We start from the raw sequence: 22,997 nt of genomic DNA, 5'->3' as shown, positions 1-22,997 counted from the left end.
TCACATGACCGCGCCGACTTGCCACGGCACGAATTCGTTTTGGCCGTAGCCGTGGCGCTCGCTCTTGGTGGGTTCGCCCGAGGCCGCAGCCAGGATCATTTCGAAAATGCGCTGCCCCATCTCGGCGATGCTCACGCCGCCGTCCACGATCTCGCCGCAGTTGAGGTCCATGTCTTCTTCCTGCTTTTTCCAAAGCGCGGTGTTGGTCGACAACTTGAGGCTGGGCGATGGCGCACAGCCGTAGGCGCTGCCGCGACCGGTGGTGAAGCAGATCAGGTTGGCACCACCGGCCACCTGGCCCGTGGCGCTCACAGGGTCGTAGCCGGGCGTATCCATGTAGACAAAGCCTTTGGCGGTGACCGGTTCGGCGTATTCGTACACCGCTTGCAGGTTGCTGGTGCCGCCTTTGGCCACCGCACCCAATGATTTTTCCAGGATGGTGGTCAGGCCACCCGCCTTGTTGCCGGGCGAGGGGTTGTTGTTCATCTCGCCGCCGTTGATCGCGGTGTAGTTTTCCCACCAGCGGATGCGCTCGATCAGTTTGTGCGCCACCTCGGGCTTGACGGCGCGGCGCGTGAGCAAATGCTCGGCCCCATAAATCTCGGGCGTTTCGCTCAGGATGGCGGTGCCACCGTGCTGCACCAGCAGGTCCACCGCCGCGCCCAAAGCCGGGTTGGCGCTGATGCCCGAATAACCATCCGAGCCACCACACTGCAAACCGACGGTGATGTGTTCGGCACTGCAAGGCTCACGGGCGATGGCGTTGGCACGGGGCAGCATCTCTTCGATCAAGGCAATGCCTTTTTCGACCGTGAGGCGTGTGCCACCCGTGTCCTGGATGTTGAAGACCTTGAGCGTGTCGCCTTCGCGCAGGCTGCTGTGCGCCAGCCAGGTGCCCAGTTGGTTCGCCTCGCAGCCCAGACCCACCACCACCACACCCCAGAAGTTGGCGTGGGTGGCGTAACCGGCCAGTGTGCGCTCCAGCAACTGGATGCCCAGCCCTTCGGTGTCCATGCCGCAACCCGTGCCGTGGGTCAAAGCCACCACGCCGTCCACATTCGGGAAGTTGGCGAGTGCCGCGGGGTTGTTGCGTTTGGAAAAATGGTCGGCAATGGCGCGTGCAGCGGTGGCCGAGCAGTTCACGCTGGAGAGCACGCCGATGTAGTTGCGTGTGGCCACGCGGCCATCGCTGCGTTTGTAGCCCATGAAAGTCGCTTGCTTGCGTGCTGGTTCGGGCTTGACGTCTTGGCCAATGGCGTAGTCGCGCTCGAAGTTGCCTTTTTCAGCGCCCATGTTCAGGTTGTGCGTGTGCACATGCTCACCCGGCGCAATGGCCTGTGAAGCAAAGCCAATGATCTGGTTGTAGCGGCGCACGGGCTCACCAGCCGCGATGGCGCGGGTGGCGATCTTGTGACCGGGCGGAATCAGGCCGCGTACGGGAATGGCGTCGACGCTGCTGCCGCTCATGAGTTGAGCGCGGGCGATGACCACGTCATCGGCAGGGTGCAAGCGAATGAAAGAACTCATGGCAAGGCCTCAATAAAACTGCTTGGGCAACCACAGCACCAAGCTGGGAAAGTAGGTGATGATGGCCAGGCTACCCAGCAAAGGGAACAACCAAGGCAAGATGGCGCGGGTGGTGGCCTCCACACTCAGGCGGGCCACACGGGCCAGCACAAACAGCACCATGCCCATGGGCGGGTGCAGCAAGCCGATCATCAGGTTGAGCACCATGACCAGGCCGAAGTGCACCAGGTCAATGCCCAGCTTCTGGCAAATCGGCACCAGGATCGGCACGAGGATGGTGATGGCCGCTGTGGGTTCGAGGAAGCAGCCGACAAACAGCATCAGCAAGTTGGCCAGCAACAAGAACATCCAGGGTGTTTGGGTGAAACCCAAAACCCATTCGCTGATGGCCGAGGTCACGCCGGTGGCGGTGAGCATCCAGCCAAAAATGCTGGCCGCTGCCACGATGAACAGCACAGTGGCCGTGGTCTCCACCGTGTCCAAGCAGATCTTCACGAACATCTTGAAGTTGAGTGTGCGGTACCAGAAGAAACCCAGCGCAATGGCCCAGACGCAGGCGGCAATCGCACCTTCGGTCGGGGTGAACACGCCCGTGGTCATGCCGCCGATCAGCAGCACAGGCGTCATGATGGGCAGCACAGCCTGGAAGTTGAACAGTTTGTCAGCGACGAACAGGGCGAACAAGGCTGCAAAGACCGTGATCTGCGGCGGTGTGTTCATTTGGGTGACCAACCACCAGATGGACAGGGGCCAGCCGATGACCACAGCGGTTTCGACCAGAGCCTTGATGACTTTGGCCCAGTCGAATTTCACATCGGCGCCCCAGCCATTCTTGTGGGCGAAGAAGGCCACTGTGAGCATCATCAAAATGGCCATGAGCACGCCGGGCAGGATACCCGCGAGGAACAGCGCACCCACGGACACATTGGCCATCATGCCGTAGATCACAAAAGGCAAGCTGGGCGGGATGATGGGCCCGAGCGTGGCCGAAGCCGCCGTCACACCGACGGCAAATTCGGTGCTGTAACCGTGGTCTTTCATGGCCTTGATCTCGATGGTGCCCAGGCCTGCTGCGTCGGCAATGGCGGTGCCACTCATGCCGGCAAAAACGACCGAGCCGACCACATTGACGTGGCCCAAACCACCCTTGAGCCAGCCCACCAGGGCCAGCGCGTAGTTGTAGATGCGGTTGGTGATGCCCGCGTTGTTCATCAGGTTGCCGGCCAAGATGAAAAACGGCACGGCCAGCAGTGGAAAGCTGTCGATGCCCGAGACCATGCGGTGGATGACCACAAAAGGCGGCGAGCTTTCGACGAAAAACAAATACAGCAAGGACGCGCCCGCCATGGCAATGGCCACCGGAATGCCGCCGCTCATCAGAAAGAGAAAAAGAATCTTCAACATGGGATAACTTTCTAAGGGCGATTCAACGGTCGGTCATTTCAGACTCGGGTCGTTCGAGCACGGTGTAGCCTCGTTGCCAGTGCACGCGGGCCACCCAAATGGCGCGCAGTGTCATGGCCGCGAAACCGGCCATGACCACGCCGTAGACCAGGTTCATGGGCAAGTCGATGATGGTCATCTTGTAGCTGCCCAGCTTGTCCATCATCTGGCCCGTCAATACGGTGGCGGCAGCAAAAAAGGCCAGCCGCAAAACATCGACCAGTGTGCCCATGAAGCGGGACAGCCAGGTGGGCATGAAGCGGTAAAAGAAGTCCACCTGGATGTGGTTGTTCTTGGCCACACCGATCGTCGCGCCAGTGAATACGGTGGCGATCAGCATGTAGCGGGCAATTTCTTCGGTCCATGAGGCCGAGTTGTTCATCACGTAACGCGTGATGAACTGGTAAAAGACCGTGGCACCCAGCAGCCAGAAAAAACCCAGTGCCACCCAGGCTTCGACGGGGGTGCCCGACAGGTCGACTTCGTCGTCGGTGGCATGGAACTGGCCATCGTCGCCCATGACTTTGGGCATGGCATCCAGATCGGGAAGGTCGCTCATGGGGAATCCTTGGATTCAGGAAGAAATCAGGCAAAAGGGCCAGTCAGGCATGCGCCTGACTGGCAGGGTGGCACAGGCTTATTTAGCGGCCTGGATCTTGTCGTAGTCGGCCTTGGTGTAACCCATCGATTCCAGAGGGGCGTTTTTCAGCACGGCATCCTGGAAGGTCTTGCGGTCCACCTGCACGATCTGCAGGCCTTTCTTCTTGAACTCGTCGACCAGTTCGGCTTCACGCTTCTTGATCTTGGCGGTCGAGCGGTTGGCCGCTTCCTGCGTCACTTCGGTGAACATCTTCTTCTCGGCGTCGCTCAGTTTGTTCCACAGGTGCGGTGCAATCTGGGTCGTCAGGCCGTCCACGATGTGGCCGGTGAGCATGATGGCTTTTTGCACCTCGTAGAACTTTTTGGCTTCGATGGTGGTCAAAGGGTTCTCTTGTGCATCCACGGTGCCGTTTTGCAAGGCCAGGTACACCTCGGCAAAAGCGATGGGAGTGGGATTGGCGCCGCAGGACTTGGGGGTGGCGGTGTAGGCGGGCACATCGGGCACGCGGATCTTCAGGCCTTTCATGCCTTCGCAGGTGGTGAAGGGCTTTTGTGCGGTGGTGTGGCGTGCGCCGTAGTAGGTGTATGCGGTGACCTGGATGCCGGTTTTGGCGCGGTAGTCGTTCACCATCTCCTGGAAGATGGGGCTCTTGGAATAGGCGATCAGGTGGTCGGCGTCACGGAAGATGAAGGGGTAGTAAGCGATGCCAAAGCGTGGGTAGGTGCGGGCAGCAAACGATGTGCCGCTGATGATCATGTCCACCGTGCCCAGGGTCAGGCCCTGGTTGATGTCGGTTTCCTTGCCCAGGGTGGAGGCGGGGAAGACCTGGATGTCGAACTTGCCGTTGCTGCGTTTTTTGATTTCTTCAGCGGCCCAGACCGAGTCGATGTGGTAGGGCTCGGACGTCTCGTACACGTGGGCCCATTTGAGTTTTTGCTGAGCCTGTGCGCCGGTGCTGATCAGCATCGAGCCGATCGCAACAGCGCCCAGTGCGGCCAGGGTTTTCAGGGTGAATCGTTTGCTCATCGTTGTCTCCTTGTGGTTTTGAAAATGGCTGACGCAGAAAAACTGCATACCCCGTAGCCAGCAGCTAACGGGCGGGAGCGCGGCGCCAGCTCGCGCTGTATCTTTTGTGGGCCTGCTTCAGGTGCTTTTGCATGGCTTTGCGGGCAGCGTTGGCGTTGCTGACCTCGATGGCATCCAGCACCGCCTGGTGTTCGGTAATCGCCGCTTGCCAGGACGCGGGGTGTTCAAAGTAGTCGCCCAGGCGCGCAAACAGGGGTCCGTTGCGGGCTTCCCAAAAGCGTTGCACGGTGTCGAGCAAAACGCTGTTGCCGCAGGCCTGTGCAATCGCTTCGTGAAACGCTTCATCCCCCTGGCGCGGCACCTCGTCCCGGGCCGCTTCCTGCTTCATTTTTTGCAGTGCAGTGCGGATGGCCTGAAGGTCTTTTTTTTGGGCGTTTTGTGCCGCCAGTGCAGCGACTTCTGACTCGACCAGGATGCGTGCGCTCATCACTTCGAGTGGGCCCCATTCGGCAGGGGTATCGCCCACCTTTTTGGGGAGAGCGGGCTTGAGTGCTTTGGCGCTTTGCACATAAATGCCCGAACCTGTGCGCACTTCGATCATGCCTTCGACTTCGAGCGCGATCAGGGCCTCGCGCACCGAGGGGCGGCTCACACCGAGTTGCACAGCCAGGTCCCGCTCGGCGGGCAGTCGTGACCCCACCGCGAACTCGCCAGACGCCATCAGCTGCCGCAGTTGCTCGGCAATCTGGCGGTACAGGCGCTGGGGCTCGGCGGTTGGGATGGGCATGCGACGCGAATCAGGGATAACGTGAATTGGACAATTGGTCAGACCAGTTGCACAATCATCACACGTTAAGAATTGGCCGGTCAAGCCATTTCTCCCCCGCACAAACCCGCATGCCTGCCGCCCACATGGGTGTCCTCATGTTTGCCAAGATCCGCACGCCATGTCCACCGTCACCATCGAGCGCATCAGCCTGCGGCAGGTGAATTTGCCGCCCAAGGTCTTGCGCACCGACGCCATCCAGTCTTTCGTAACGCAGGAAACCCTTTTGCTCACGCTGCACTGCAGCGACGGCATCGAGGCCACGGGTTATGCCTACACCATTGGCACGGGCGGGTCTTCGGTCATCGCCTTGCTCAAGGACCACCTGGCATCGCGCTTGATCGGGCGCGACCCGGTCAGGGTGGAGGCCATCTGGAAGGACCTGTTTTTCCACACCCACGCCACCGCTGTCGGTGCCATGACCAGCTTGGCGCTGGCCTGTGTGGACACCGCTTTGTGGGATTGGCGGGCGCAAAGCCAGGGGCTGCCCTTGTGGAAGTTGCTGGGCGGCGCACAAGCGCGGGTACCGCTGTACACCACCGAAGGCGGCTGGCTGCATTTGTCGCCCGAGGCCTTGGTGGACCAGACCCTGGAAGCCCAGGCGCATGGCTTCAAAGGTGCCAAGATCAAAATCGGTCGCCCGCATGTGAGCGAAGATGTGGCTCGCCTTGCTGCTGTGCGTGAGGCGGTGGGCCCGGGTTTTGAACTGATGACCGATGCCAACCAGGGCTTCAACCGGGCCGAAGCTGTGCGACGGGCCCGGGCATTCGATGGCCTGGGCCTGGCCTGGATCGAAGAGCCCTTGCCCGTAGAAGATGTGTCTGGGCACCGCCAGCTGCGCGAGCACACCACCATCCCCGTGGCGGTGGGTGAGTCGATGTACCACCCCATGCAGTTCCGAGAGTACTTGGAGCAAGGTGCCTGCTCCATTGTGCAACCCGATGTAGCGCGCATCGGTGGCATCACGCCCTGGATCAAGACGGCGCATCTGGCCGAAACATTTGACGTGGCGGTGTGCCCGCACTTTTTGATGGAGCTGCATGTGAGTCTGTGCGCGGCCGTACCCAACGCCACCTGGGTCGAGTACATCCCGCAGCTGGACGACATCACCACCTCACGCATGAAAGTGGAGGGGGGCTATGCCCATCCGCCAGAAACGCCCGGTTTGGGCATTGCCTGGGACTGGGCTGCCATCACGCATAGACAAATCACCCATCTGGAGATCCAAGCCCCATGAGACTCAAAGGAAAAACCGCACTGGTCACTGCCGCTGGTCAAGGCATCGGTCAGGCCGCGGCGCTGGCCATGGCCGCTGAAGGCGCGACCGTTTATGCCACCGATGTGAACGCCGACTTGCTCCAGTCGTATCAGGGTGTGGCCAATGTGCACACTGCGGTGCTGAACGTGCTCGACAAAAACGCGATCGCTGCGCAGGTGGCCCGCATGGACCGCATTGATGTGGTCTTCAACTGCGCAGGCTTTGTGCACAACGGCTCCATCGTGGAGGCCAAAGACGAAGAATGGGACTTCGCTTTCAACCTGAACGTGCGCTCGCAGTTCTGGATGATCCAGGCGGTCATTCCCAAAATGGTGGCGCAATTCGAGACAGACGGGCGCGGCGGCAGCATCATCAACATGGCCAGCGTCTGCTCCAGCGTCAAAGGCTTGCCCAACCGTTTCATCTATGGCACCAGCAAGGCGGCTGTGATTGGGCTGACCAAGAGCGTGGCGGCCGACTTTGTGCGTCAAGGCATCCGCTGCAACGCGATTTGCCCCGGCACCGTGGACACGCCTTCGCTGCAGGACCGCATCAACAGCTATGCCGACCCGGTGCAGGCGCGCAAGGACTTCATCAACCGCCAGCCCATGGGTCGGCTGGCGCAGGCCTCGGAGATCGCGCCCATCGTCACCTTCCTTGCATCGGACGAGTCCATCTTCGCCACGGGCAACGCCTACATGGTCGATGGTGGCATGACCATTTGACGGCCCGGAAAGAACACATGAACTTGCTCGACATGAAAGGCCGCCATGCGGTCATCACCGGTGGTGCCACCGGTCTGGGTTTTGCCATTGCTCAGCGCATGCTGGCTTCTGGTGCACGCGTCACCGTCTGGGACCGTGATGCGGCGGGTCTGGACGCTGCTGCTGAGCAGCTGAGAGCCGCGCAGCCCGGAGCCGTGGTTCACACGGTGCCGCTCGATGTGACCGATCACGCGTCGGTGGTGCGGGCCACAGCACACACCATTGCTCTGGCGGAGGTTGATGTGCTGGTCAACAGCGCAGGCATCACGGGCCCGAACACCCAGGTCTGGGACTACCCGGTGGAGGCCTGGAAGCAGGTTTTCGATGTGAATGTGCATGGCCTGTTCCATTGCTGCCGCGAGCTCAGTGCGCACATGAAAGCGCGCAACTACGGCCGCATCGTCAACATCGCTTCGGTAGCGGGTAAAGACGGTAATCCGAACGCCAGCGCCTACAGTGCAAGCAAGGCGGCGGTGATTGGGCTCACCAAATCGCTGGGCAAAGAGCTGGCCGGCACAGGTGTGCGCGTGAACTGTGTCACCCCGGCGGCTGTGAAGACGGCGATTTTTGATCAAATGACGCCTGAGCACATCCAGTTCATGTTGTCCAAAATTCCGATGGACCGCTTTGGCGAGCCTGAAGAAGTCGCCGCCATGGTGACCTGGCTGAGCACCGAAGAATGTTCCTTCTCCACCGGCGCGGTCTTTGACCTGTCCGGAGGCCGTTCCACGTATTGATTTTTTTCACACTGAGAGGTTTTATGAAACTCGTTCGCTATGGCCAACCCGGCAAAGAAAAACCAGGTCTGATCGACACCGATGGCCGCTTGCGTGACCTGAGTGCTGTGGTCAAGGACATCACACCCGACCTGTTGAACGACAAGGCGCTGGCCAAGTTGGCCAAGGTCAAGACTGACAAACTGCCTTTGGTGCGCGGCAAAAAACGTTTTGGAACCCCCATTTCGTCGACCAGCAAGTTCATCGCCATCGGTCTGAACTACGCCGACCATGCGGCCGAGTCGGGCATGCCGATCCCCAAAGAGCCCATCGTTTTCACCAAGGCGATTTCCTGCATCCAAGGCGCGGACGACGATGTCATGCTGCCCAAAGGCTCCAAGAAGACCGACTGGGAAGTGGAATTGGGCATCGTGATCGGCACCCGTGCACGCTACGTCTCGCAAAAAGACGCGATCAGCCATGTGGCCGGCTATTGCCTGGTCAATGATGTGAGTGAGCGCGAATACCAACTGGAGCTGGGTGGCACCTGGGACAAGGGCAAGGGCTGCGATACCTTCGGGCCCGTTGGCCCCTGGCTGGTCACCCGCGACGAAGTGCCCAACCCGCAAGCCCTGGGCATGTGGCTGGATGTGAACGGCGTGCGCTACCAAACCGGCAACACCAAGACCATGATTTTTGGCGTGGCCAAGCTGGTCAGCTACGTGAGCCAGTTCATGACGCTCGAGCCCGGTGACATCATCACGACGGGCACGCCTCCCGGTGTGGGCATGGGGGTGAAGAAGGACGGCAAGCCCGCGCCGGTCTACCTCAAGCGCGGCGACGTGATGCACCTGGGCATCGATGGCCTGGGCACACAAACCCAGAAAGTGGTCGCCTTCAAGGCCTGACCGTGCATCCCATGCCGCCAGCGCCTCAGGGGCTGGCTGGCGGCCGATGGCCCAGGGTAGGGCTCGGGATTTACCCTCAAACTGGCAAGGTCATGGTGCGCAAGATCGGAATTCGTGCAAAATAGCACGACCGTTCTATTTTTGCCCCATGAACCTCCGAAAAATCACCCCACTGCCCAAACGCACCTCGGACAGCGCCGACTCTGGCAAGCGCGTCATGCTCAAGGGCCAGCAGACCAAAGCCGCCATCATCGATGCCGCGCTGGGTCTGGCTTCGCAGATCGGGCTTGAAGGTTTGTCCATCGGTGCGCTGGCCGAAGTCACGGGCATGAGCAAGTCGGGCGTCTTTGCCCACTTCGGTTCGCGCGAAGAATTGCAGATCTCGGTGATCCGTGAATACCACGACCGCTTCGAGTCGGAAGTGTTTTACCCCGCGATGCAACACGCGCGGGGCGTGCCGCGCCTGCAGGCGATGTTTGACAACTGGATGGTGCAGACTTCCAACGAGATCGATTCGGGCTGCATCTACATCAGTGGCGCGGTGGAGTTCGATGACCGTACCGGACCCGTGCGCGATGCCCTGGCGTCTTCGGTGACCAGTTGGCAGGCGGCTGTTCGTCGCGCCGTAGAGCAGGCGCAGGAGGAGGGACACCTCACGCGCGAAGTCGACCCCTTGCAGGTGGCCTTCGAAGTCCATGGCCTGATTCTCGCGTTGCACTACGAAGCACGTTTCCTCAAGGTGCCTGGCGCAGCAGACCGTGCGCGCCAAGGCTTTGTCCGCATTCTGGAGCGCTACCGTTCAACGCTGGACCTTCCGCCCCGCAAACGCTGATTTCTTTTTCAATCCTTTCTTCAGACTCAAGGAGCAACCATGCCCGTCTACAACCCACCTTTGCGTGACATGCAGTTTGTCTTGCACGAGCTGCTCAACGTCACCGACGAATTCAAAGCCTTGCCTCCACACGCCGAGACCGATGCCGACACCATCAATGCGGTGCTCGAAGAAGGGGGCAAGTTCGCTGCCGAGGTGGTCTTTCCGCTGAACATTTCTGGCGATACCCAGGGCTGCACACTCAACCGTGACACGCACGAGGTCAAGGCCCCCGATGGTTTCAAGGCCGCTTACGCGCAGTACGTGGCCGGCGGCTGGCCATCGCTCAGCTGCGATCCCGCGTTCGGTGGTCAGGGCCTGCCCTTTGTGGTGAACCAGTGTTTTTACGAGATGCTCAACTCGTCCAACCAGGCCTGGACCATGTACCCCGGTCTGTCGCACGGCGCTTATGAGGCTCTGCACGCGCATGGCACGCCCGAGCAAAAAGCCCTCTACCTGCCCAAGCTGACCAGCGGGGAGTGGACGGGTACCATGTGCCTGACCGAGCCGCACTGCGGCACCGATCTGGGCCTCTTGCGCACCAAGGCCGAGCCGCAGGCCGACGGCACCTACCGCCTGAGCGGTCAAAAGATTTTCATCAGCGCGGGCGAGCATGACATGGCTGCCAACATCGTGCACCTGGTGCTGGCCCGTTTGCCCGATGCGCCGCCCGGCAGCAAGGGCATCAGCCTCTTTCTGGTGCCCAAGTTCAAGGTGGCCGCCGACGGCAGCATCGGCGAGCGCAACGGCATTTATTGCGGTGGCCTGGAGCACAAGATGGGCATCCACGGCAACGCCACTTGCCAGATGGTGCTCGACGAAGCCGTGGGCACGATGGTGGGGCAACCCAACAAGGGGCTGGCGGCGATGTTCGTGATGATGAACGCCGCCCGTCTGGGCGTGGGCAACCAGTCGCTGGGCCTGACCGAAGTGGCTTACCAGAATGCGCTCGCTTATGCCAAGGACCGCGTTCAAATGCGCTCGCTCACCGGCGTGAAGGCGCCTGGCAAACCGGCCGACCCGATCATCGTGCACCCTGATGTGCGCCGCATGCTGATGACGGCCAAGGCCTATGCCGAAGGCGGTCGGGCTCTCGCTTGCTACTGTGCCCTGCTGCTCGACAAGGAAGTGAACCATCCCGACGAAGCGGTGCGTGCCGAAGCGGCCGAGCTGGTGGCTTTGCTCACCCCCATCGTCAAAGCCTTCACCACCGACAACGCCTGGGAGGCCACCTCGGCCTGCCAGCAGGTGTTTGGCGGCCACGGCTACATCAAGGAGTGGGGCATGGAGCAGTTCGTGCGGGATGCCCGCATCAACATGATTTATGAAGGCACCAACACCATCCAGTCACTCGACTTGCTGGGCCGCAAGGTGTTGGGCAACCAGGGCGCGTCGCTGCAAAAATTCGGCAAACAGATCGAACAACTGGTCAAGGCCGAGATGGCCAACGAAGCCATGGGCGAGTTCATCAAGCCCTTGGCCGACCTGGGCCAAAAGCTGACCCAACTCACGGGCGAGGTGGGCATGAAGGCCATGAGCAATGCCGACGAAGTGGGCGCTGCAGCTGTGGATTACCTGCGTGTGGTGGGGCACCTGGTGCTGGGCTACTTCTGGGCCCGCTCGGCGCAGATCGCCCTGAAAAAACTGGCCGAGGCCGAAGAAGAAGCCCAACGCCCCGATCCGTTCTACCAGGCCAAGCTGCAGACGGCACGTTTTTACTTCACCCGCCTCATGCCCGAAACCGCCAGCCTGATGCGCCGCATCCGTGCCGGCAGTGAAGTGCTGATGGACACCGACGCCGCACTGGCGTGATGACTTTGACCCCAGGAGACAAGATGAGCAAAAAAGCATGGCTGGCGCTGGCGGGCTGTTTGACTTTCGCCGCGCACGCGCAGATGAGCCCTTTGGGTTTGTGGCGCACGATTGACGATGAAACGAACCAGCCGAAAGCGGAAATTCGCATCAGCCTGAACGCTTCGGGGGTGCTGTCGGGTGTGGTGGAGCGTTCCTTGCTGAGCACGCCCAGCGCAGAGCCCAACTGCAATCTGTGTACCGATGACCGCAAGGGCAAGCCCAAGATCGGCCTGGAGATCATTCGGGGCGGTCAACAAAGTGACGGCAAGACCGTGTGGGAAGGTGGGAAAATCCTCGATCCCGAGAACGGCAAGAACTACAGCCTGCGCCTGACCCCCATCGAGGGCGGCAAGAAGCTGGAAGTCCGGGGCTACATCGGCGCGCCGCTCCTGGGGCGCACACAGACCTGGATTCGGGTTCAGTAACCATTTCAACAAGGAAAACCATGTCCGACATCCTGACCCACATCGACGCCGGGGTGATGACCATCACCTTCAACCGCCTGGACAAGAAAAACTCCATCACCTCCGACATGTACGCGGCCATGGCCGATGCGGTGGCCCAGGCCAGCGCCGACGCCAGTGTGCGCGTGGTGGTGTTCCAGGGGCATGAAACCATTTTCAGTGCCGGCAACGACATCGGCGACTTCCTGAACAAGCCGCCGTCCACGAAAGAGTCGCCCGTGTTCCGTTTCCTGCGGGGCATTGCGGGTTTCGAAAAACCGCTGCTGGCCGCGGTGGCCGGGCCTGCTGTGGGCATCGGCACCACCATGCTGTTCCATTGCGACCTGGTGTACGCCGGTGACAACGCGGCGTTTTCCATGCCCTTTGTCAACCTGGGCCTGTGCCCCGAGGCCGCATCGAGCCTGCTGGCGCCGCGCATGTTCGGCTACCACCGGGCCGCCGAAGCCCTGTTGCTGGGCGAGCCTTTCTTTGCCGAGGCCGCGCAAGAGGTGGGGCTGGTCAACCGCGTGGTGCCGCCCACCGAAGTCAATGCGGTGGCGCAGGCGCAGGCGCGCAAACTCGCGGCCAAACCGCTGTCCTCGCTGATCGAGACCAAGCGTTTGATGAAAGGTGGCGACCAGCAAGCCGTGTTGCAAAAGATGGACGAAGAAGGTCAGAGCTTTGGCCGCATGCTGCGTGAGCCCGCCGCCAAAGAGGCTTTCGGGGCATTCATGGAAAAACGCAAACCCGACTTTTCCAAACTGTGAGCTGGCGGGGCATTGCTGATCCTTCAATAGAATCCCCAGCATGCCCCACCGCCCCCATACCCCCGTTGTCCTTGAGCCCGAATACATTGAGGGCTTTCGGCAGATCTACGAAGAGAAAATCGTTTTCAACCAGACGATCGGTCTGAAGCTGGTCAAAGTCACGCCCGAGGGCATCGAGGCCCGCATCGACATGCGCCCCGAGCTGGTGGGGCACTTTGCCTACAACCGCATCCACGGCGGTGTGATCAGTGCGGCGCTCGACGCCATCGGCAGTGCGGCCGTGATGGCGGCGCTGGCGGCCAAACACATGGACGAGCCTCCGGCCAAGCGCTTGGAGCGCTTTGCCAAGCTGGGCACCATCGATTTGCGTATCGACTACTTGCGTCCCGGCATTGGCGAGTTTTTCACCATCCACGCCGAGGCGCTGCGCGTGGGCTCCCGAGTGGGCACGTCCCGCATGGAGTTCCGTGGCCCGGACGGCACACTGATGTCGGCGGGCGCTGCCGCCTACATCGTCTCCTGATCAGGCTGCGATCGGCCGGGGTTTGCCGTTCTCGTCGATGGCCACATAGGTCAGCGAGGCCTCGGTCACCTTGATGTAATCCCCTTGCGAGCGAAAGCGCTCGGCAAACACTTCGACCTTCACGGTGATCGAGGTGCGGCCGACTTTGACGATCTTGGCAAAGAACGAAAGGATGTCGCCGACCCGTACGGGTTGCTTGAAAATGAACTCGTTCACGGCCACGGTGGCCATGCGTCCGCGCACCTGCCGCGCGGGCAAGACAGACCCGGCCAAGTCCACCTGGGCCATGACCCAGCCACCAAAAATGTCGCCATTGGCGTTGCAGTCGGCGGGCATGGGGATGACTTTCAGGACCAGATCCTGGTCGGTGGGTAAATCAACGCTGGGGCGGATGGTTTCGGACATGGGCACAATCGGGCAGTAGTTTTCACAGGATTGTCCCTCATGCGCCACCATGGCGAAACCTCCTCCCAACCCAGCGCCAGCGCCCGCAGTGGCGACTGGCACACGCTGTCACGTCTTTTCCCTTACCTTTGGCAATACAAATGGCGGGTGGTTTTCGCCTTGCTGTTCATGGTGGGGGCGAAACTGGCCAACGTGAGTGTGCCGCTGTTGCTCAAGCAACTGGTGGACACCATGAACCTGCAGCCCGGGGATGGTCGGGTGGCCTTGGTGGTGCCGGTAGGCTTGCTGCTGACCTATGGCGCGTTGCGCCTGTCCACATCGGCCTTCACCGAGCTGCGCGAGCTGGTGTTCGCCAAGGCCACGCAAGGTGCGGCTCGCGCCATTGCGCTGCAAACCTTTGAGCACCTGCACGCGCTCAGCCTGAGGTTCCATTTGGCGCGCCAGACGGGGGGCATGACGCGCGACATCGAGCGCGGCGTGCGCGGCATCGAGTCGCTGATTTCCTATTCGCTGTACTCCATCGTGCCCACGCTGGTCGAGGTGGGGCTGGTGCTGTCCATTCTGGGCGTCAAGTTCGATGCGATGTTCGCCTGGATCACCATCGCCGCGCTGGGCATCTACATCTTTTTCACCGTGCGCATCACCGAGTGGCGTACCCGCTTTCGCCGCGAGGCCAACGAATTCGATTCAGCGGCGCACACCAAGGCGGTGGACTCGCTCCTTAACTACGAGACCGTCAAGTATTTCGGCAACGAAGTGTTCGAGGCCCGGCGCTACGACGAGAGCCTGGAACGCCTGCGCCGCTCGCGCCTGAAAGCGCAAACCTCGCTCAGCCTGCTCAACACCGGACAGCAGCTCATCATCGCCACGGCGCTGGTCGCCATGCTCTGGCGCGCTACCCAGGGGGTGGTCGATGGCCGCATGACGCTGGGCGATCTGGTCATGATCAACGCCTTCATGATCCAGTTGTACATCCCGCTGAACTTTCTGGGCGTGCTGTACCGCGAAATCAAGCAAAGCCTGACCGATCTGGACAAGATGTTCGTGCTGATGGACCGCGAGCGCGAAGTGGCCGATACGCCGGGTGCGCAGCCGCTGGCCTTGCAGGGGGCACCTTCGGTGGTGTTTGACCATGTGTCATTCGCTTACGAGGCCAATCGCCCGATCCTGAAGGACATCAGCTTCGAGATTCCGGCCGGTAAGACGGTGGCCGTGGTCGGCCCATCGGGCTCGGGCAAGTCCACCCTGGCGCGCCTGATGTTCCGTTTTTATGACGTGCAGCAAGGCGCCATCCGCATGGCGGGCCAAGACATCCGGGCTGTGACCCAGGCCAGTGTGCGCCGCGCCCTGGGCATCGTGCCGCAGGACACGGTGTTGTTCAACGACACGGTGGCTTACAACATCGCCTACGGCCGCCCGGGTGCGAGTCAGGCTGAGATCGAAGAGGCTGCCCGCGCCGCACGCATCCATGACTTCATCGCCTCCACACCCCAGGGCTACCAGACGTCGGTGGGCGAGCGGGGCCTCAAATTGTCAGGAGGCGAGAAGCAACGTGTGGCGATCGCCCGCACTTTGCTCAAAGACCCGCCGATCCTGGTGTTTGACGAAGCCACCTCGGCGCTGGACTCGGCCAACGAGCGCGCCATTCAGGCTGAGCTGGCGAGTGTGGCGCAAAACAAGACCACGCTGGTGATCGCCCACCGCCTGTCCACCGTGGTCGATGCCCACGAGATCCTGGTCATGGAGGCCGGTCAGATTTTGGAGCGGGGCACGCACGCGCAGTTGCTGGCCAGCCAAGGGCGGTATGCGCAGATGTGGGCGCTGCAGCAAAGCGGCGAGACTTCATAATCGGTCCATGGAAACCAAATGGCTTGAAGACTTCGTGAGTCTGGCCGAAACCCGCAGTTTCAGCCGCTCGGCGCAGCTGCGCCATGTGACGCAGCCGGCCTTCTCCAGGCGCATCCAGTCGCTGGAGGCCTGGGCGGGGGCCGATCTGGTGGACCGCAGCTCCTACCCGACCACCTTGACCCCGGCGGGCGAAACCCTTTACGGGCAGGCGCTGGAGTTGCTGCAGTCGCTGCAAAACACCCGGGCCATGCTGCGCGGGCACGACACGGCGGGGCAGGACTTCATCGAGTTTGCCGTGCCGCACACCTTGGCCTTCACTTTTTTCCCTTCCTGGATCGCGGGCTTGCGCGAAGGCTTTGGCCCGATCAAGAGCCGCCTCAAGGCCTTGAACGTGCACGATGCGGCCATGCGCCTGGTGGAGGGCGGCTGTGATGTGCTGATCGCATACCACCACCCCTCGCAGCCTCTGCAATTGGACACCGAGCGTTACGACATGGTCGTCTTGGGGCATGAGGTGATCGCGCCTTATGTCAAACCCAGCCCCGATGGCACGCCGAGCTACACGCTGCCTGGCCATGTGCAACGGGCATTGCCGTACCTGGGCTACGCCCCTGGCGCTTATCTGGGGGCGGTGACGGACTGGATCCTCAAGCAGGCCCGCACGCCAATCCACCTGGACCGGGTTTATGAAACAGACATGGCCGAAGGCTTGAAGGTCATGGCGGTCGAGGGGCACGGCATCGCGTTTTTGCCCAGCAGCGCGGTCAAGAAAGAGCTGCAGTCGGGGCAGTTGGTGCCCGCCACGGTGGACCCGTCCCTGTCCCTGGAGCTGAACATGGAGGTGCGTGCCTACCGGGCCAAATCAGGCCACCGGCAGGTGCACAAGCGGATCGTGCAGGATTTGTGGCACTACCTGCAGCCTGTGCGGACTGCGGGTGAATAAGCACATGCATTTTTCGCATGATTCTTCGGGTACACCCTGATGCTGGCACGACCCGCCACTGACTATAGTCAATGATGTCGAAAACAGGCATGTTTTCTGCTGTTGTTGTGGGCATTGGAAGGCGCTGAGCCATTCTGGTGCATCAGAATCTGCAGTTCAATGATGTGAACCCGCCCATGGCGGACTTTTTTTGGAGATGGATATGAAAAAACATTTGCTCGCTCTGGCCGTGATGGCCTTGTCCATGGGCGCTGTGCAGGCGGACACGCTGGACAAAGTCAAAAGCGCTGGTGCGATCACCATGGGTGTGCGTGATTCTTCGGGCGCTCTGTCCTACACGCTGGGTGACGGCAAGTACGCCGGGTTCCACTATGAAATCTGCCAGCGCATCATCGCCAACGTTGAAAAAGCCGTGGGCAAGAAGCTGGACGTGAAGTTCCAGTCGGTGACCTCGCAAAACCGCATTCCTTTGGTGCAAAACGGCACTGTGGACATCGAATGCGGCTCGACCACCAACAACACCGCTCGCCAGAAAGACGTGGCTTTTGTGGTGACCACCTATGTGGAAGAAGTGCGCATCGCCGTCAAGGCCAATTCGGGCATCACCTCGATCGCACAACTGAAAGACCGCAATGTGGCCACTACCACAGGCACCACTTCTGTGCAGTTGCTGCGCAAGCACGAACGTGCCAACGGCATCGACTTCAAGGAAGTCTTTGGCAAGGACCACGCCGACAGCTTCCTGCTGCTCGAATCCGGCCGTGCAGACGCTTTCGTGATGGACGGCCAGATCCTGGCGGGCAATATCGCCACCGCCAAGAACCCTGCCGACTTCAAGATCGTGGGTGAAGTGCTCAACGTCGAGCCCATCGCCATCATGATCCGCAAGGACGACCCTGCGTTCAAGAAACTGGCCGACGACACCGTGCGTGACATGGTCAAGAGTGGTGACATGGCCAAGACATACGACAAGTGGTTCGTGCAGCCCATCCCACCCAAGAACACCCGTGTGGGCCTGCCTGCCAGCGACGCGACCAAAGCGGCCTGGGCCAACCTGAACGACAAGCCTGCAGAGGAATACGCCAAGAAGTGATGCTTCTTGAGCGCTGAGCAAACCCCGCCGGAGATGACTTGGGCGGGGTTTCTTTTTGGGCAATTCGCTTGCCTGTGGATGGGAGTTTGAAAAATGACATGGGATTGGCAGGTTTTTCTGCAAGATGACGGCAGTGGCCGCACGTACCTGGAGTGGATGCTCGAAGCCTGGCGCTGGACGCTGGCCGTGGCGGGCAGCTCCTGGCTGGTGGCGATGGCCGTGGGTGCGGTGGTGGGTACCTTGCGCACCTTGCCCGGGCGCCCCGTGGTGACGGCGCTGGCCAACGCCTGGGTGGAGCTGTTTCGCAACATCCCGCTCTTGGTGCAAATCTTCCTGTGGTACTTCGTGGTGCCCAAGATGTTCCCGGCCTTTCAGCAAGTGCCCGGCTTTGTGCTGGTGGTGTTTGCGCTGGGCTTTTTCACTTCGGCGCGCATTGCCGAGCAAGTGCGTGCGGGCATCCAGGCCTTGCCCAAAGGCCAGCGCTATGCGGCCATGGCCATGGGCTTCACCACCGCACAGTCCTACCGCTATGTGATCTTGCCGATGGCGTTTCGCATCATCTTGCCGCCGCTGACCAGCGAGTCGATGAACCTCTTGAAGAACTCTTCGGTGGCGTTTGCCGTGTCGATTGCCGAGCTGACCATGTACGCCATGCAGGTGCAGGAAGAAACCTCGCGCGGCATCGAGGTGTACCTGGCTGTCACGGGCTTGTACGCTTTGTCTGCGTTTGCGGTGAACCGCGTGTTTGCGCTGATCGAGAAAAAGATGCGTGTGCCCGGCTTCATTGTGTCTGGCGGAACGGGAGGGCACTGAGATGTTCGGACTCGACCTGTCCTTTTTTGATCTGGAGATGCTGCGCAAGTTTGTGCTCAGCGGTTTCATCTTCAGTGTGCAGCTGACCATCACAGCCACCATCGGCGGCGTGTTCTTTGGTACCTTGCTGGCGCTCATGCGCCTGTCGGGCTCTCGGTGGCTGGCAGCACCGGCCACCTTCTATGTCAACGGCATGCGTTCGGTTCCGCTGGTCATGGTGATCCTGTGGTTCTACCTGCTCATGCCTTTCCTGATCGGTCGCCCGATCGGGGCCGAGTGGTCGGCCATCATCACCTTTGTGGCTTTCGAAGCGGCCTATTTCAGTGAGATCATGCGCGCCGGCATCCAGTCGATTCCGCGTGGTCAGGTGTTTGCCGGGCAGGCCCTGGGCATGACCTATGGCCAGAACATGCGTCTGGTGATCCTGCCGCAGGCGTTTCGCAACATGCTGCCCGTGCTGCTCACGCAGACCATCATCCTGTTCCAGGACACCTCGCTGGTGTATGCCATTGGTGCCTATGACCTGCTCAAGGGCTTCACCAATGCGGGCAAGATTTATGGCCGCCCGGAAGAGGCCTACATCATGGCCGCAGCGGTTTATTTCGTGATCTGTTTTGCACTGTCCTGGAGCGTCAAACGCCTGCAGGCCAGGATCGCCATCGTGCGCTGATGCACGTGCTGAATTTGGGGAAAAGAAAATGATTGAAATCAAGAACGTGTCCAAGTGGTATGGCCCGGTGCAGGTGCTCAATGACTGCTCGGTGAGCATCAACAAGGGCGATGTGGTGGTCGTGTGCGGCCCATCGGGCTCGGGCAAGTCCACCCTCATCAAAACCGTCAATGGTCTGGAGCCGGTGCAGCAAGGCAGCATCCATGTGGACGGTGTGTCGCTGATGGACCCGAACACCGACCTGCCCCAATTGCGATCACGCGTGGGCATGGTGTTCCAGAGTTTTGAGCTCTTTCCGCACCTGTCGGTGACCGAGAACCTGACGATTGCCCAGGTCAAGGTGTTGGGCCGCACCGAAGACGAAGCCCGCGAGCGGGGTCTCAAGATGCTCGACCGCGTGGGTCTTTTGGCACACAAGGACAAGTTTCCCGGTCAACTCTCGGGCGGCCAGCAGCAGCGCGTGGCGATTGCCCGCGCCCTGTCGATGGACCCGATCGTGATGCTGTTCGACGAGCCGACCTCGGCGCTCGACCCCGAGATGGTGGGCGAGGTGCTGGACGTGATGGTGCAATTGGCCAACGAGGGCATGACCATGATGGTCGTCACACACGAGATGGGCTTTGCCCGCAAGGTGGCCAACCGCGTGATCTTCATCGACGTGGGTGGCCGCATCCTCGAAGACTGTTCCAAGGACGAGTTCTTCAACCACCCTGAAAACCGCCAGCCCCGCACCAAGGATTTCCTGAACAAGATCCTGCAGCACTGAGGCGCGCGCCATGCACCCGACGCTGCCTGCCATTGAAGTCATGCCCCGCGACTTGTCTGCCTACCGGCAGGGCAATGTGGGCGTGGATTACGTGCACCGTTTCGAGTCCGGTGTGCCCGGACCGCATGTGCTGGTCAATGCCCTGACGCATGGCAACGAGTTCTGCGGCATGGTCGCGGCCTGCCACCTGCTGGACACGGGCGTGCGTCCGGCACGTGGCACCCTCACTGTGAGCTTTGCCAATGTGGCGGCCTACGAGACGTTTGACCCGGCCAGGCCCTTCGAAAGCCGCCAGATCACGCACAACTTCAACCGCATCTGGTCTGAAGAATGGCTCGATGGCGACCAGGACAGTGTCGAGTTGCGCCGTGCGCGGGCCATGCGCGGGGTGGTGGCCGACGCCGACCACATTCTGGACATCCATTCGACCAGCCAGGATGTGGAGCCTTTCTGGGTCTATCCCGACTTTGCCCGCAATGCCCGTGTGGCCAGTGCCTTGGCCGCTCCGGCGGTGCATCTGGTGATGCCGCAGGGCTTGGGTTCGGGCACGCCGGTCATCCAGCATGGCCGCCATGGGCGGGCCGACAGCACCGCAGGGGCGGCACTGGTGGCCGAATGTGGACAGCATTTCAAGCAAAGCTCGGCCGATCTGGCCCTGACTGTCACCTTGGACTTTCTGGGCCATTGGGGACTCATCGAACGGCCTGCGCGCGCAGTCGCAGCGCCACGCCGCTTCGAGTTGCTCCGAACCCATGTGGTGGCCCATGCGGATTTCCGCTTCACCCGGCCGGTGATTGGCTTTGAAACCTTTGCCCAGGGCGAGTTGATTGCCATGGACGGTGACCAGCTGATCCATGCGCCCTGTGACGACTGCACGCTGTTCATGCCCACGCGCGAGCCCGTGGTGGGGCGCGAAGGGGTTTACCTGACCCGCCCTCTGGCCGGTTGATGGCCCCGCTCTTGGCGGGCTGAGGCAGGGGACAGCGGACGTTTGAGACAATACGCCCCATGACCCAAGAAATCACCCTCACACGCCCTGACGACTGGCACCTGCATGTGCGCGATGGCGCCGCCCTGAATGTGGTTGTGCCGCACACGGCCGTGCAGTTTGCCCGCGCCATCATCATGCCCAACCTCAAGCCGCCGGTCACGACGGCGGTGCAGGCGCTGGCCTACAAGGCCCGCATCCAGGCCGCCGTGCCCCAAGGCATGGCGTTTGAGCCGTTGATGACGCTCTACCTCACCGACAATCTGGCTCCGGCAGAAATTGCCCGTGCCAAGGCAGTGGGTGTGGTGGCCTGCAAGCTCTACCCGGCGGGTGCCACCACCAACAGCGATGCGGGCGTGACCGATCTGCGCAAAATCTACCCTGTGCTCGAAGCCATGCAAAGAGAAGGCGTGCTGCTGCTGGTGCATGGCGAAGTCACGTCGAGTGACATTGACCTGTTCGATCGCGAGGCGGTCTTCATCGAGCAGCAACTGATCCCGCTGCGCCGGGATTTTCCGGGCCTCAAGATCGTGATGGAGCACATCACCACGAAAGAAGCTGCCCAGTACGTGGCCGCAGGTGACGCCAACCTGGGCGCCACCATCACCGCGCACCACCTGCTCTACAACCGCAACGCCATCTTCACCGGCGGCATCCGCCCGCACTACTACTGCCTGCCCGTGCTCAAGCGCGAGACGCACCGCGTGGCGCTGGTGGAGGCGGCCACCAGCGGCAACGCCCGTTTCTTCCTGGGCACCGACAGCGCGCCGCACCCGGCGCACCTCAAGGAACACGCCACCGGTTGCGCCGGTTGCTACACCGCGCACGCGGCCATCGAGATGTATGCCGAGGCCTTTGACCAGGCCGGGGCGCTGGACCGGCTCGAAGCCTTTGCGAGCTTCAATGGTGCGGACTTTTACGGTTTGCCGCGCAACAACGGCACCATCACGCTGCGCCGCGAAAGCTGGACACCAGCGGAGTCCTTTGCCTTTGGCGAGGCCGAACTCAAGCCCCTGCGCTCGGGCGAGAGCTTGCCGTGGCGTCTGATCCCGGCCTGAGCCCCAACCGCCCCGGGCACCGGTGCGAAGCCGCGTCCGCCCTGGGCGTGGCCGACATCGACTGGGCGGCCCCCTGGCTGGCCGACTGGCGCGCCGTGGGCGAACCCGTCGCGCGGCGTGTGGTGGCCGGTTGCCCACAGCCGCAGGCCCTGACCGAGGCCGCCTTGGCCCCGGTGGGCTTTGTGCCGCAAGCCGATTTGCCCGAAGGCCAGGCGTACGAAGATTTCATCTTTGCCCAAGGCCAGGTACCGACCCGCGAAGGGTTGCACGATTTCTTCAACGCCTTGTGCTGGATGCATTTCCCCTTGGCCAAGCGACAGCTCAACCGCCTTCAGGCGGCCGAGATCGCCCGCCAGGGCGTGGGCCAGGTGCGCGGGCCGGTGCGCGATGCGGCCACGGTGTTCGATGAAAACGCGCTGCTGATCCAACCTTCTGAGGCCTTGTGGTCGGCCTTGACCGAACACCGCTGGCATGACGCGCTGGTCGGCTTGCGCCACGAGTGGCCGCACACCCGCCTGTGGGTTTTTGGCCATGCGGCCCTGGAAAAGCTGGTGCAGCCCTACAAGTCGATCACGGTGCACCTGTGGCGCGTGCCGCAGGATGTGCCTGAGCATGGCATCGATGCCTGGTTGGCGCAGGACCTCACGGCCGACAAGTTGGCAACCAAGCCGTTCAGCCCCTTGCCTGTGCTGGGTGTGCCGGGTTGGTGGCCTGACAATGCGGTGCCCGGTTTTTACGACGATGTCGAGGTCTTCCGGCCCTGGCGCATACGGGCCCGAACCCAAAAACCGTACGCCAATCCGGAAATCGGCTCTGCCGCTTGATTTTGGCCTCCGAGCCCCTACCATTCGAATCCACGTGTCCGCGTGTTCCGGACTGAAAGTGA

The 22,997-nt window shown here is 61.5% G+C and carries 24 protein-coding genes; 18 read left to right on the top strand and 6 right to left on the bottom strand.

What is annotated here, in order from left to right; genetic code table 11:
- From IC609_RS03265 to IC609_RS03245, 5 genes are all read right to left on the bottom strand, one after another.
- Complete coding sequence (locus tag IC609_RS03265; protein WP_191818009.1) at window positions 1-1,527, bottom strand: UxaA family hydrolase; 1,527 nt, start codon at window positions 1,525-1,527, stop codon at window positions 1-3.
- 9 nt (window positions 1,528-1,536) lie between these two features.
- Entirely contained in the window at window positions 1,537-2,931 is a 1,395-nt protein-coding gene (locus tag IC609_RS03260; RefSeq protein ID WP_191818008.1) for a TRAP transporter large permease, read from the bottom strand.
- Between the two features lie 22 nt (window positions 2,932-2,953).
- Window positions 2,954-3,529: a TRAP transporter small permease gene (locus IC609_RS03255; protein WP_191818007.1), complete on the bottom strand. Its 576-nt coding sequence runs from the start codon at window positions 3,527-3,529 to the stop codon at window positions 2,954-2,956.
- Between the two features lie 78 nt (window positions 3,530-3,607).
- Entirely contained in the window at window positions 3,608-4,597 is a 990-nt protein-coding gene (locus tag IC609_RS03250; protein ID WP_191818006.1) for a sialic acid TRAP transporter substrate-binding protein SiaP, read from the bottom strand.
- A gap of 64 nt (window positions 4,598-4,661) precedes the next feature.
- Entirely contained in the window at window positions 4,662-5,384 is a 723-nt protein-coding gene (locus tag IC609_RS03245; protein WP_191818005.1) for a FadR/GntR family transcriptional regulator, read from the bottom strand.
- 160 nt (window positions 5,385-5,544) lie between these two features.
- Here IC609_RS03245 and IC609_RS03240 point away from each other — a divergent pair, with 160 nt between their 5' ends.
- The 9 genes from IC609_RS03240 (at window position 5,545) to IC609_RS03200 (ending at window position 13,527) form a co-directional block, all read left to right on the top strand.
- A complete protein-coding gene (locus tag IC609_RS03240; RefSeq protein ID WP_191818004.1) occupies window positions 5,545-6,660 on the top strand; it encodes a mandelate racemase/muconate lactonizing enzyme family protein in 1,116 nt (371 codons plus the stop codon).
- Window positions 6,657-7,406 carry an SDR family oxidoreductase gene (locus IC609_RS03235; RefSeq protein ID WP_191818003.1) on the top strand — a complete coding sequence of 250 codons (750 nt, stop codon included), beginning with the start codon at window positions 6,657-6,659 and terminating at the stop codon, window positions 7,404-7,406. The genes IC609_RS03240 and IC609_RS03235 overlap by 4 nt, the downstream gene beginning before the upstream one ends.
- A gap of 17 nt (window positions 7,407-7,423) precedes the next feature.
- Window positions 7,424-8,182: an SDR family NAD(P)-dependent oxidoreductase gene (locus IC609_RS03230; protein WP_191818002.1), complete on the top strand. Its 759-nt coding sequence runs from the start codon at window positions 7,424-7,426 to the stop codon at window positions 8,180-8,182.
- Between the two features lie 23 nt (window positions 8,183-8,205).
- On the top strand, window positions 8,206-9,069 hold the full coding sequence (locus IC609_RS03225) for a fumarylacetoacetate hydrolase family protein (RefSeq protein ID WP_191818001.1): 864 nt from the start codon (window positions 8,206-8,208) through the stop codon (window positions 9,067-9,069).
- A 217-nt stretch (window positions 9,070-9,286) separates the two neighbouring features.
- A complete protein-coding gene (locus IC609_RS03220; protein WP_225224052.1) occupies window positions 9,287-9,901 on the top strand; it encodes a TetR/AcrR family transcriptional regulator in 615 nt (204 codons plus the stop codon).
- 39 nt (window positions 9,902-9,940) lie between these two features.
- The gene (locus IC609_RS03215; protein WP_191817999.1) at window positions 9,941-11,752 is read left to right on the top strand and encodes an acyl-CoA dehydrogenase C-terminal domain-containing protein; all 1,812 of its coding nucleotides are present in this window, start codon (window positions 9,941-9,943) and stop codon (window positions 11,750-11,752) included.
- A gap of 23 nt (window positions 11,753-11,775) precedes the next feature.
- Complete coding sequence (locus IC609_RS03210; protein ID WP_191817998.1) at window positions 11,776-12,219, top strand: DUF2147 domain-containing protein; 444 nt, start codon at window positions 11,776-11,778, stop codon at window positions 12,217-12,219.
- A 20-nt stretch (window positions 12,220-12,239) separates the two neighbouring features.
- A complete protein-coding gene (locus tag IC609_RS03205) occupies window positions 12,240-13,004 on the top strand; it encodes an enoyl-CoA hydratase (protein ID WP_191817997.1) in 765 nt (254 codons plus the stop codon).
- 40 nt (window positions 13,005-13,044) lie between these two features.
- Complete coding sequence (locus tag IC609_RS03200; RefSeq protein ID WP_191817996.1) at window positions 13,045-13,527, top strand: thioesterase family protein; 483 nt, start codon at window positions 13,045-13,047, stop codon at window positions 13,525-13,527.
- Here IC609_RS03200 and IC609_RS03195 read toward each other — a convergent pair whose 3' ends face one another.
- The gene (locus tag IC609_RS03195; protein WP_191817995.1) at window positions 13,528-13,932 is read right to left on the bottom strand and encodes an acyl-CoA thioesterase; all 405 of its coding nucleotides are present in this window, start codon (window positions 13,930-13,932) and stop codon (window positions 13,528-13,530) included. It abuts the gene before it with no gap.
- A gap of 39 nt (window positions 13,933-13,971) precedes the next feature.
- Between IC609_RS03195 and IC609_RS03190 the strand changes: the two genes are divergently transcribed.
- The 9 genes from IC609_RS03190 (at window position 13,972) to IC609_RS03150 (ending at window position 22,935) form a co-directional block, all read left to right on the top strand.
- On the top strand, window positions 13,972-15,780 hold the full coding sequence (locus IC609_RS03190; protein WP_191817994.1) for an ABCB family ABC transporter ATP-binding protein/permease: 1,809 nt from the start codon (window positions 13,972-13,974) through the stop codon (window positions 15,778-15,780).
- 7 nt (window positions 15,781-15,787) lie between these two features.
- The gene (locus IC609_RS03185) at window positions 15,788-16,723 is read left to right on the top strand and encodes a LysR family transcriptional regulator (RefSeq protein ID WP_191817993.1); all 936 of its coding nucleotides are present in this window, start codon (window positions 15,788-15,790) and stop codon (window positions 16,721-16,723) included.
- A 202-nt stretch (window positions 16,724-16,925) separates the two neighbouring features.
- Window positions 16,926-17,816 carry a transporter substrate-binding domain-containing protein gene (locus tag IC609_RS03180; RefSeq protein ID WP_191817992.1) on the top strand — a complete coding sequence of 297 codons (891 nt, stop codon included), beginning with the start codon at window positions 16,926-16,928 and terminating at the stop codon, window positions 17,814-17,816.
- Window positions 17,817-17,909: 93 nt separating this feature from the next.
- Complete coding sequence (locus IC609_RS03175) at window positions 17,910-18,629, top strand: amino acid ABC transporter permease (protein WP_191817991.1); 720 nt, start codon at window positions 17,910-17,912, stop codon at window positions 18,627-18,629.
- A gap of 1 nt (window position 18,630) precedes the next feature.
- The gene (locus IC609_RS03170) at window positions 18,631-19,299 is read left to right on the top strand and encodes an amino acid ABC transporter permease (RefSeq protein ID WP_191817990.1); all 669 of its coding nucleotides are present in this window, start codon (window positions 18,631-18,633) and stop codon (window positions 19,297-19,299) included.
- A gap of 28 nt (window positions 19,300-19,327) precedes the next feature.
- On the top strand, window positions 19,328-20,065 hold the full coding sequence (locus IC609_RS03165; RefSeq protein ID WP_191817989.1) for an amino acid ABC transporter ATP-binding protein: 738 nt from the start codon (window positions 19,328-19,330) through the stop codon (window positions 20,063-20,065).
- Window positions 20,066-20,075: 10 nt separating this feature from the next.
- Entirely contained in the window at window positions 20,076-21,014 is a 939-nt protein-coding gene (locus IC609_RS03160; protein WP_191817988.1) for a M14 family metallopeptidase, read from the top strand.
- 59 nt (window positions 21,015-21,073) lie between these two features.
- Window positions 21,074-22,111 (top strand): dihydroorotase, encoded by a 1,038-nt coding sequence (gene pyrC, locus IC609_RS03155; RefSeq protein WP_191817987.1) that lies wholly within the window; start codon window positions 21,074-21,076, stop codon window positions 22,109-22,111.
- Between the two features lie 47 nt (window positions 22,112-22,158).
- Window positions 22,159-22,935, top strand: a complete 777-nt coding sequence (locus tag IC609_RS03150) for a DUF3025 domain-containing protein (protein ID WP_191818893.1) — start codon at window positions 22,159-22,161, stop codon at window positions 22,933-22,935.
- The last annotated feature ends 62 nt before the right edge of the window (window positions 22,936-22,997 follow it).

Origin of the sequence: Limnohabitans radicicola (genome assembly GCF_014837235.1) — a bacterium.
GTDB lineage: Bacteria > Pseudomonadota > Gammaproteobacteria > Burkholderiales > Burkholderiaceae_C > Limnohabitans_A > Limnohabitans_A radicicola.
This window is presented reverse-complemented; position numbering and strand designations above follow the sequence as displayed.

What these genes read in the sequence shown, in the direction of transcription:
- IC609_RS03230 (WP_191818002.1), top strand. Translation starts at nt 7,424, where the DNA reads ATGAACTTGCTCGACATGAAAGGCCGCCATGCGGTCATCACCGGTGGT.
- IC609_RS03215 (WP_191817999.1), top strand. Translation starts at nt 9,941, where the DNA reads ATGCCCGTCTACAACCCACCTTTGCGTGACATGCAGTTTGTCTTGCAC.
- IC609_RS03250 (WP_191818006.1), bottom strand. Translation starts at nt 4,597, where the DNA reads ATGAGCAAACGATTCACCCTGAAAACCCTGGCCGCACTGGGCGCTGTT.
- IC609_RS03245 (WP_191818005.1), bottom strand. Translation starts at nt 5,384, where the DNA reads ATGCCCATCCCAACCGCCGAGCCCCAGCGCCTGTACCGCCAGATTGCC.
- IC609_RS03210 (WP_191817998.1), top strand. Translation starts at nt 11,776, where the DNA reads ATGAGCAAAAAAGCATGGCTGGCGCTGGCGGGCTGTTTGACTTTCGCC.
- IC609_RS03260 (WP_191818008.1), bottom strand. Translation starts at nt 2,931, where the DNA reads ATGTTGAAGATTCTTTTTCTCTTTCTGATGAGCGGCGGCATTCCGGTG.
- IC609_RS03165 (WP_191817989.1), top strand. Translation starts at nt 19,328, where the DNA reads ATGATTGAAATCAAGAACGTGTCCAAGTGGTATGGCCCGGTGCAGGTG.
- IC609_RS03265 (WP_191818009.1), bottom strand. Translation starts at nt 1,527, where the DNA reads ATGAGTTCTTTCATTCGCTTGCACCCTGCCGATGACGTGGTCATCGCC.
- pyrC (WP_191817987.1), top strand. Translation starts at nt 21,074, where the DNA reads ATGACCCAAGAAATCACCCTCACACGCCCTGACGACTGGCACCTGCAT.
- IC609_RS03175 (WP_191817991.1), top strand. Translation starts at nt 17,910, where the DNA reads ATGACATGGGATTGGCAGGTTTTTCTGCAAGATGACGGCAGTGGCCGC.
- IC609_RS03255 (WP_191818007.1), bottom strand. Translation starts at nt 3,529, where the DNA reads ATGAGCGACCTTCCCGATCTGGATGCCATGCCCAAAGTCATGGGCGAC.
- IC609_RS03235 (WP_191818003.1), top strand. Translation starts at nt 6,657, where the DNA reads ATGAGACTCAAAGGAAAAACCGCACTGGTCACTGCCGCTGGTCAAGGC.
- IC609_RS03170 (WP_191817990.1), top strand. Translation starts at nt 18,631, where the DNA reads ATGTTCGGACTCGACCTGTCCTTTTTTGATCTGGAGATGCTGCGCAAG.
- IC609_RS03180 (WP_191817992.1), top strand. Translation starts at nt 16,926, where the DNA reads ATGAAAAAACATTTGCTCGCTCTGGCCGTGATGGCCTTGTCCATGGGC.
- IC609_RS03225 (WP_191818001.1), top strand. Translation starts at nt 8,206, where the DNA reads ATGAAACTCGTTCGCTATGGCCAACCCGGCAAAGAAAAACCAGGTCTG.
- IC609_RS03190 (WP_191817994.1), top strand. Translation starts at nt 13,972, where the DNA reads ATGCGCCACCATGGCGAAACCTCCTCCCAACCCAGCGCCAGCGCCCGC.
- IC609_RS03205 (WP_191817997.1), top strand. Translation starts at nt 12,240, where the DNA reads ATGTCCGACATCCTGACCCACATCGACGCCGGGGTGATGACCATCACC.
- IC609_RS03160 (WP_191817988.1), top strand. Translation starts at nt 20,076, where the DNA reads ATGCACCCGACGCTGCCTGCCATTGAAGTCATGCCCCGCGACTTGTCT.
- IC609_RS03200 (WP_191817996.1), top strand. Translation starts at nt 13,045, where the DNA reads ATGCCCCACCGCCCCCATACCCCCGTTGTCCTTGAGCCCGAATACATT.
- IC609_RS03220 (WP_225224052.1), top strand. Translation starts at nt 9,287, where the DNA reads ATGCTCAAGGGCCAGCAGACCAAAGCCGCCATCATCGATGCCGCGCTG.
- IC609_RS03240 (WP_191818004.1), top strand. Translation starts at nt 5,545, where the DNA reads ATGTCCACCGTCACCATCGAGCGCATCAGCCTGCGGCAGGTGAATTTG.
- IC609_RS03185 (WP_191817993.1), top strand. Translation starts at nt 15,788, where the DNA reads ATGGAAACCAAATGGCTTGAAGACTTCGTGAGTCTGGCCGAAACCCGC.
- IC609_RS03195 (WP_191817995.1), bottom strand. Translation starts at nt 13,932, where the DNA reads ATGTCCGAAACCATCCGCCCCAGCGTTGATTTACCCACCGACCAGGAT.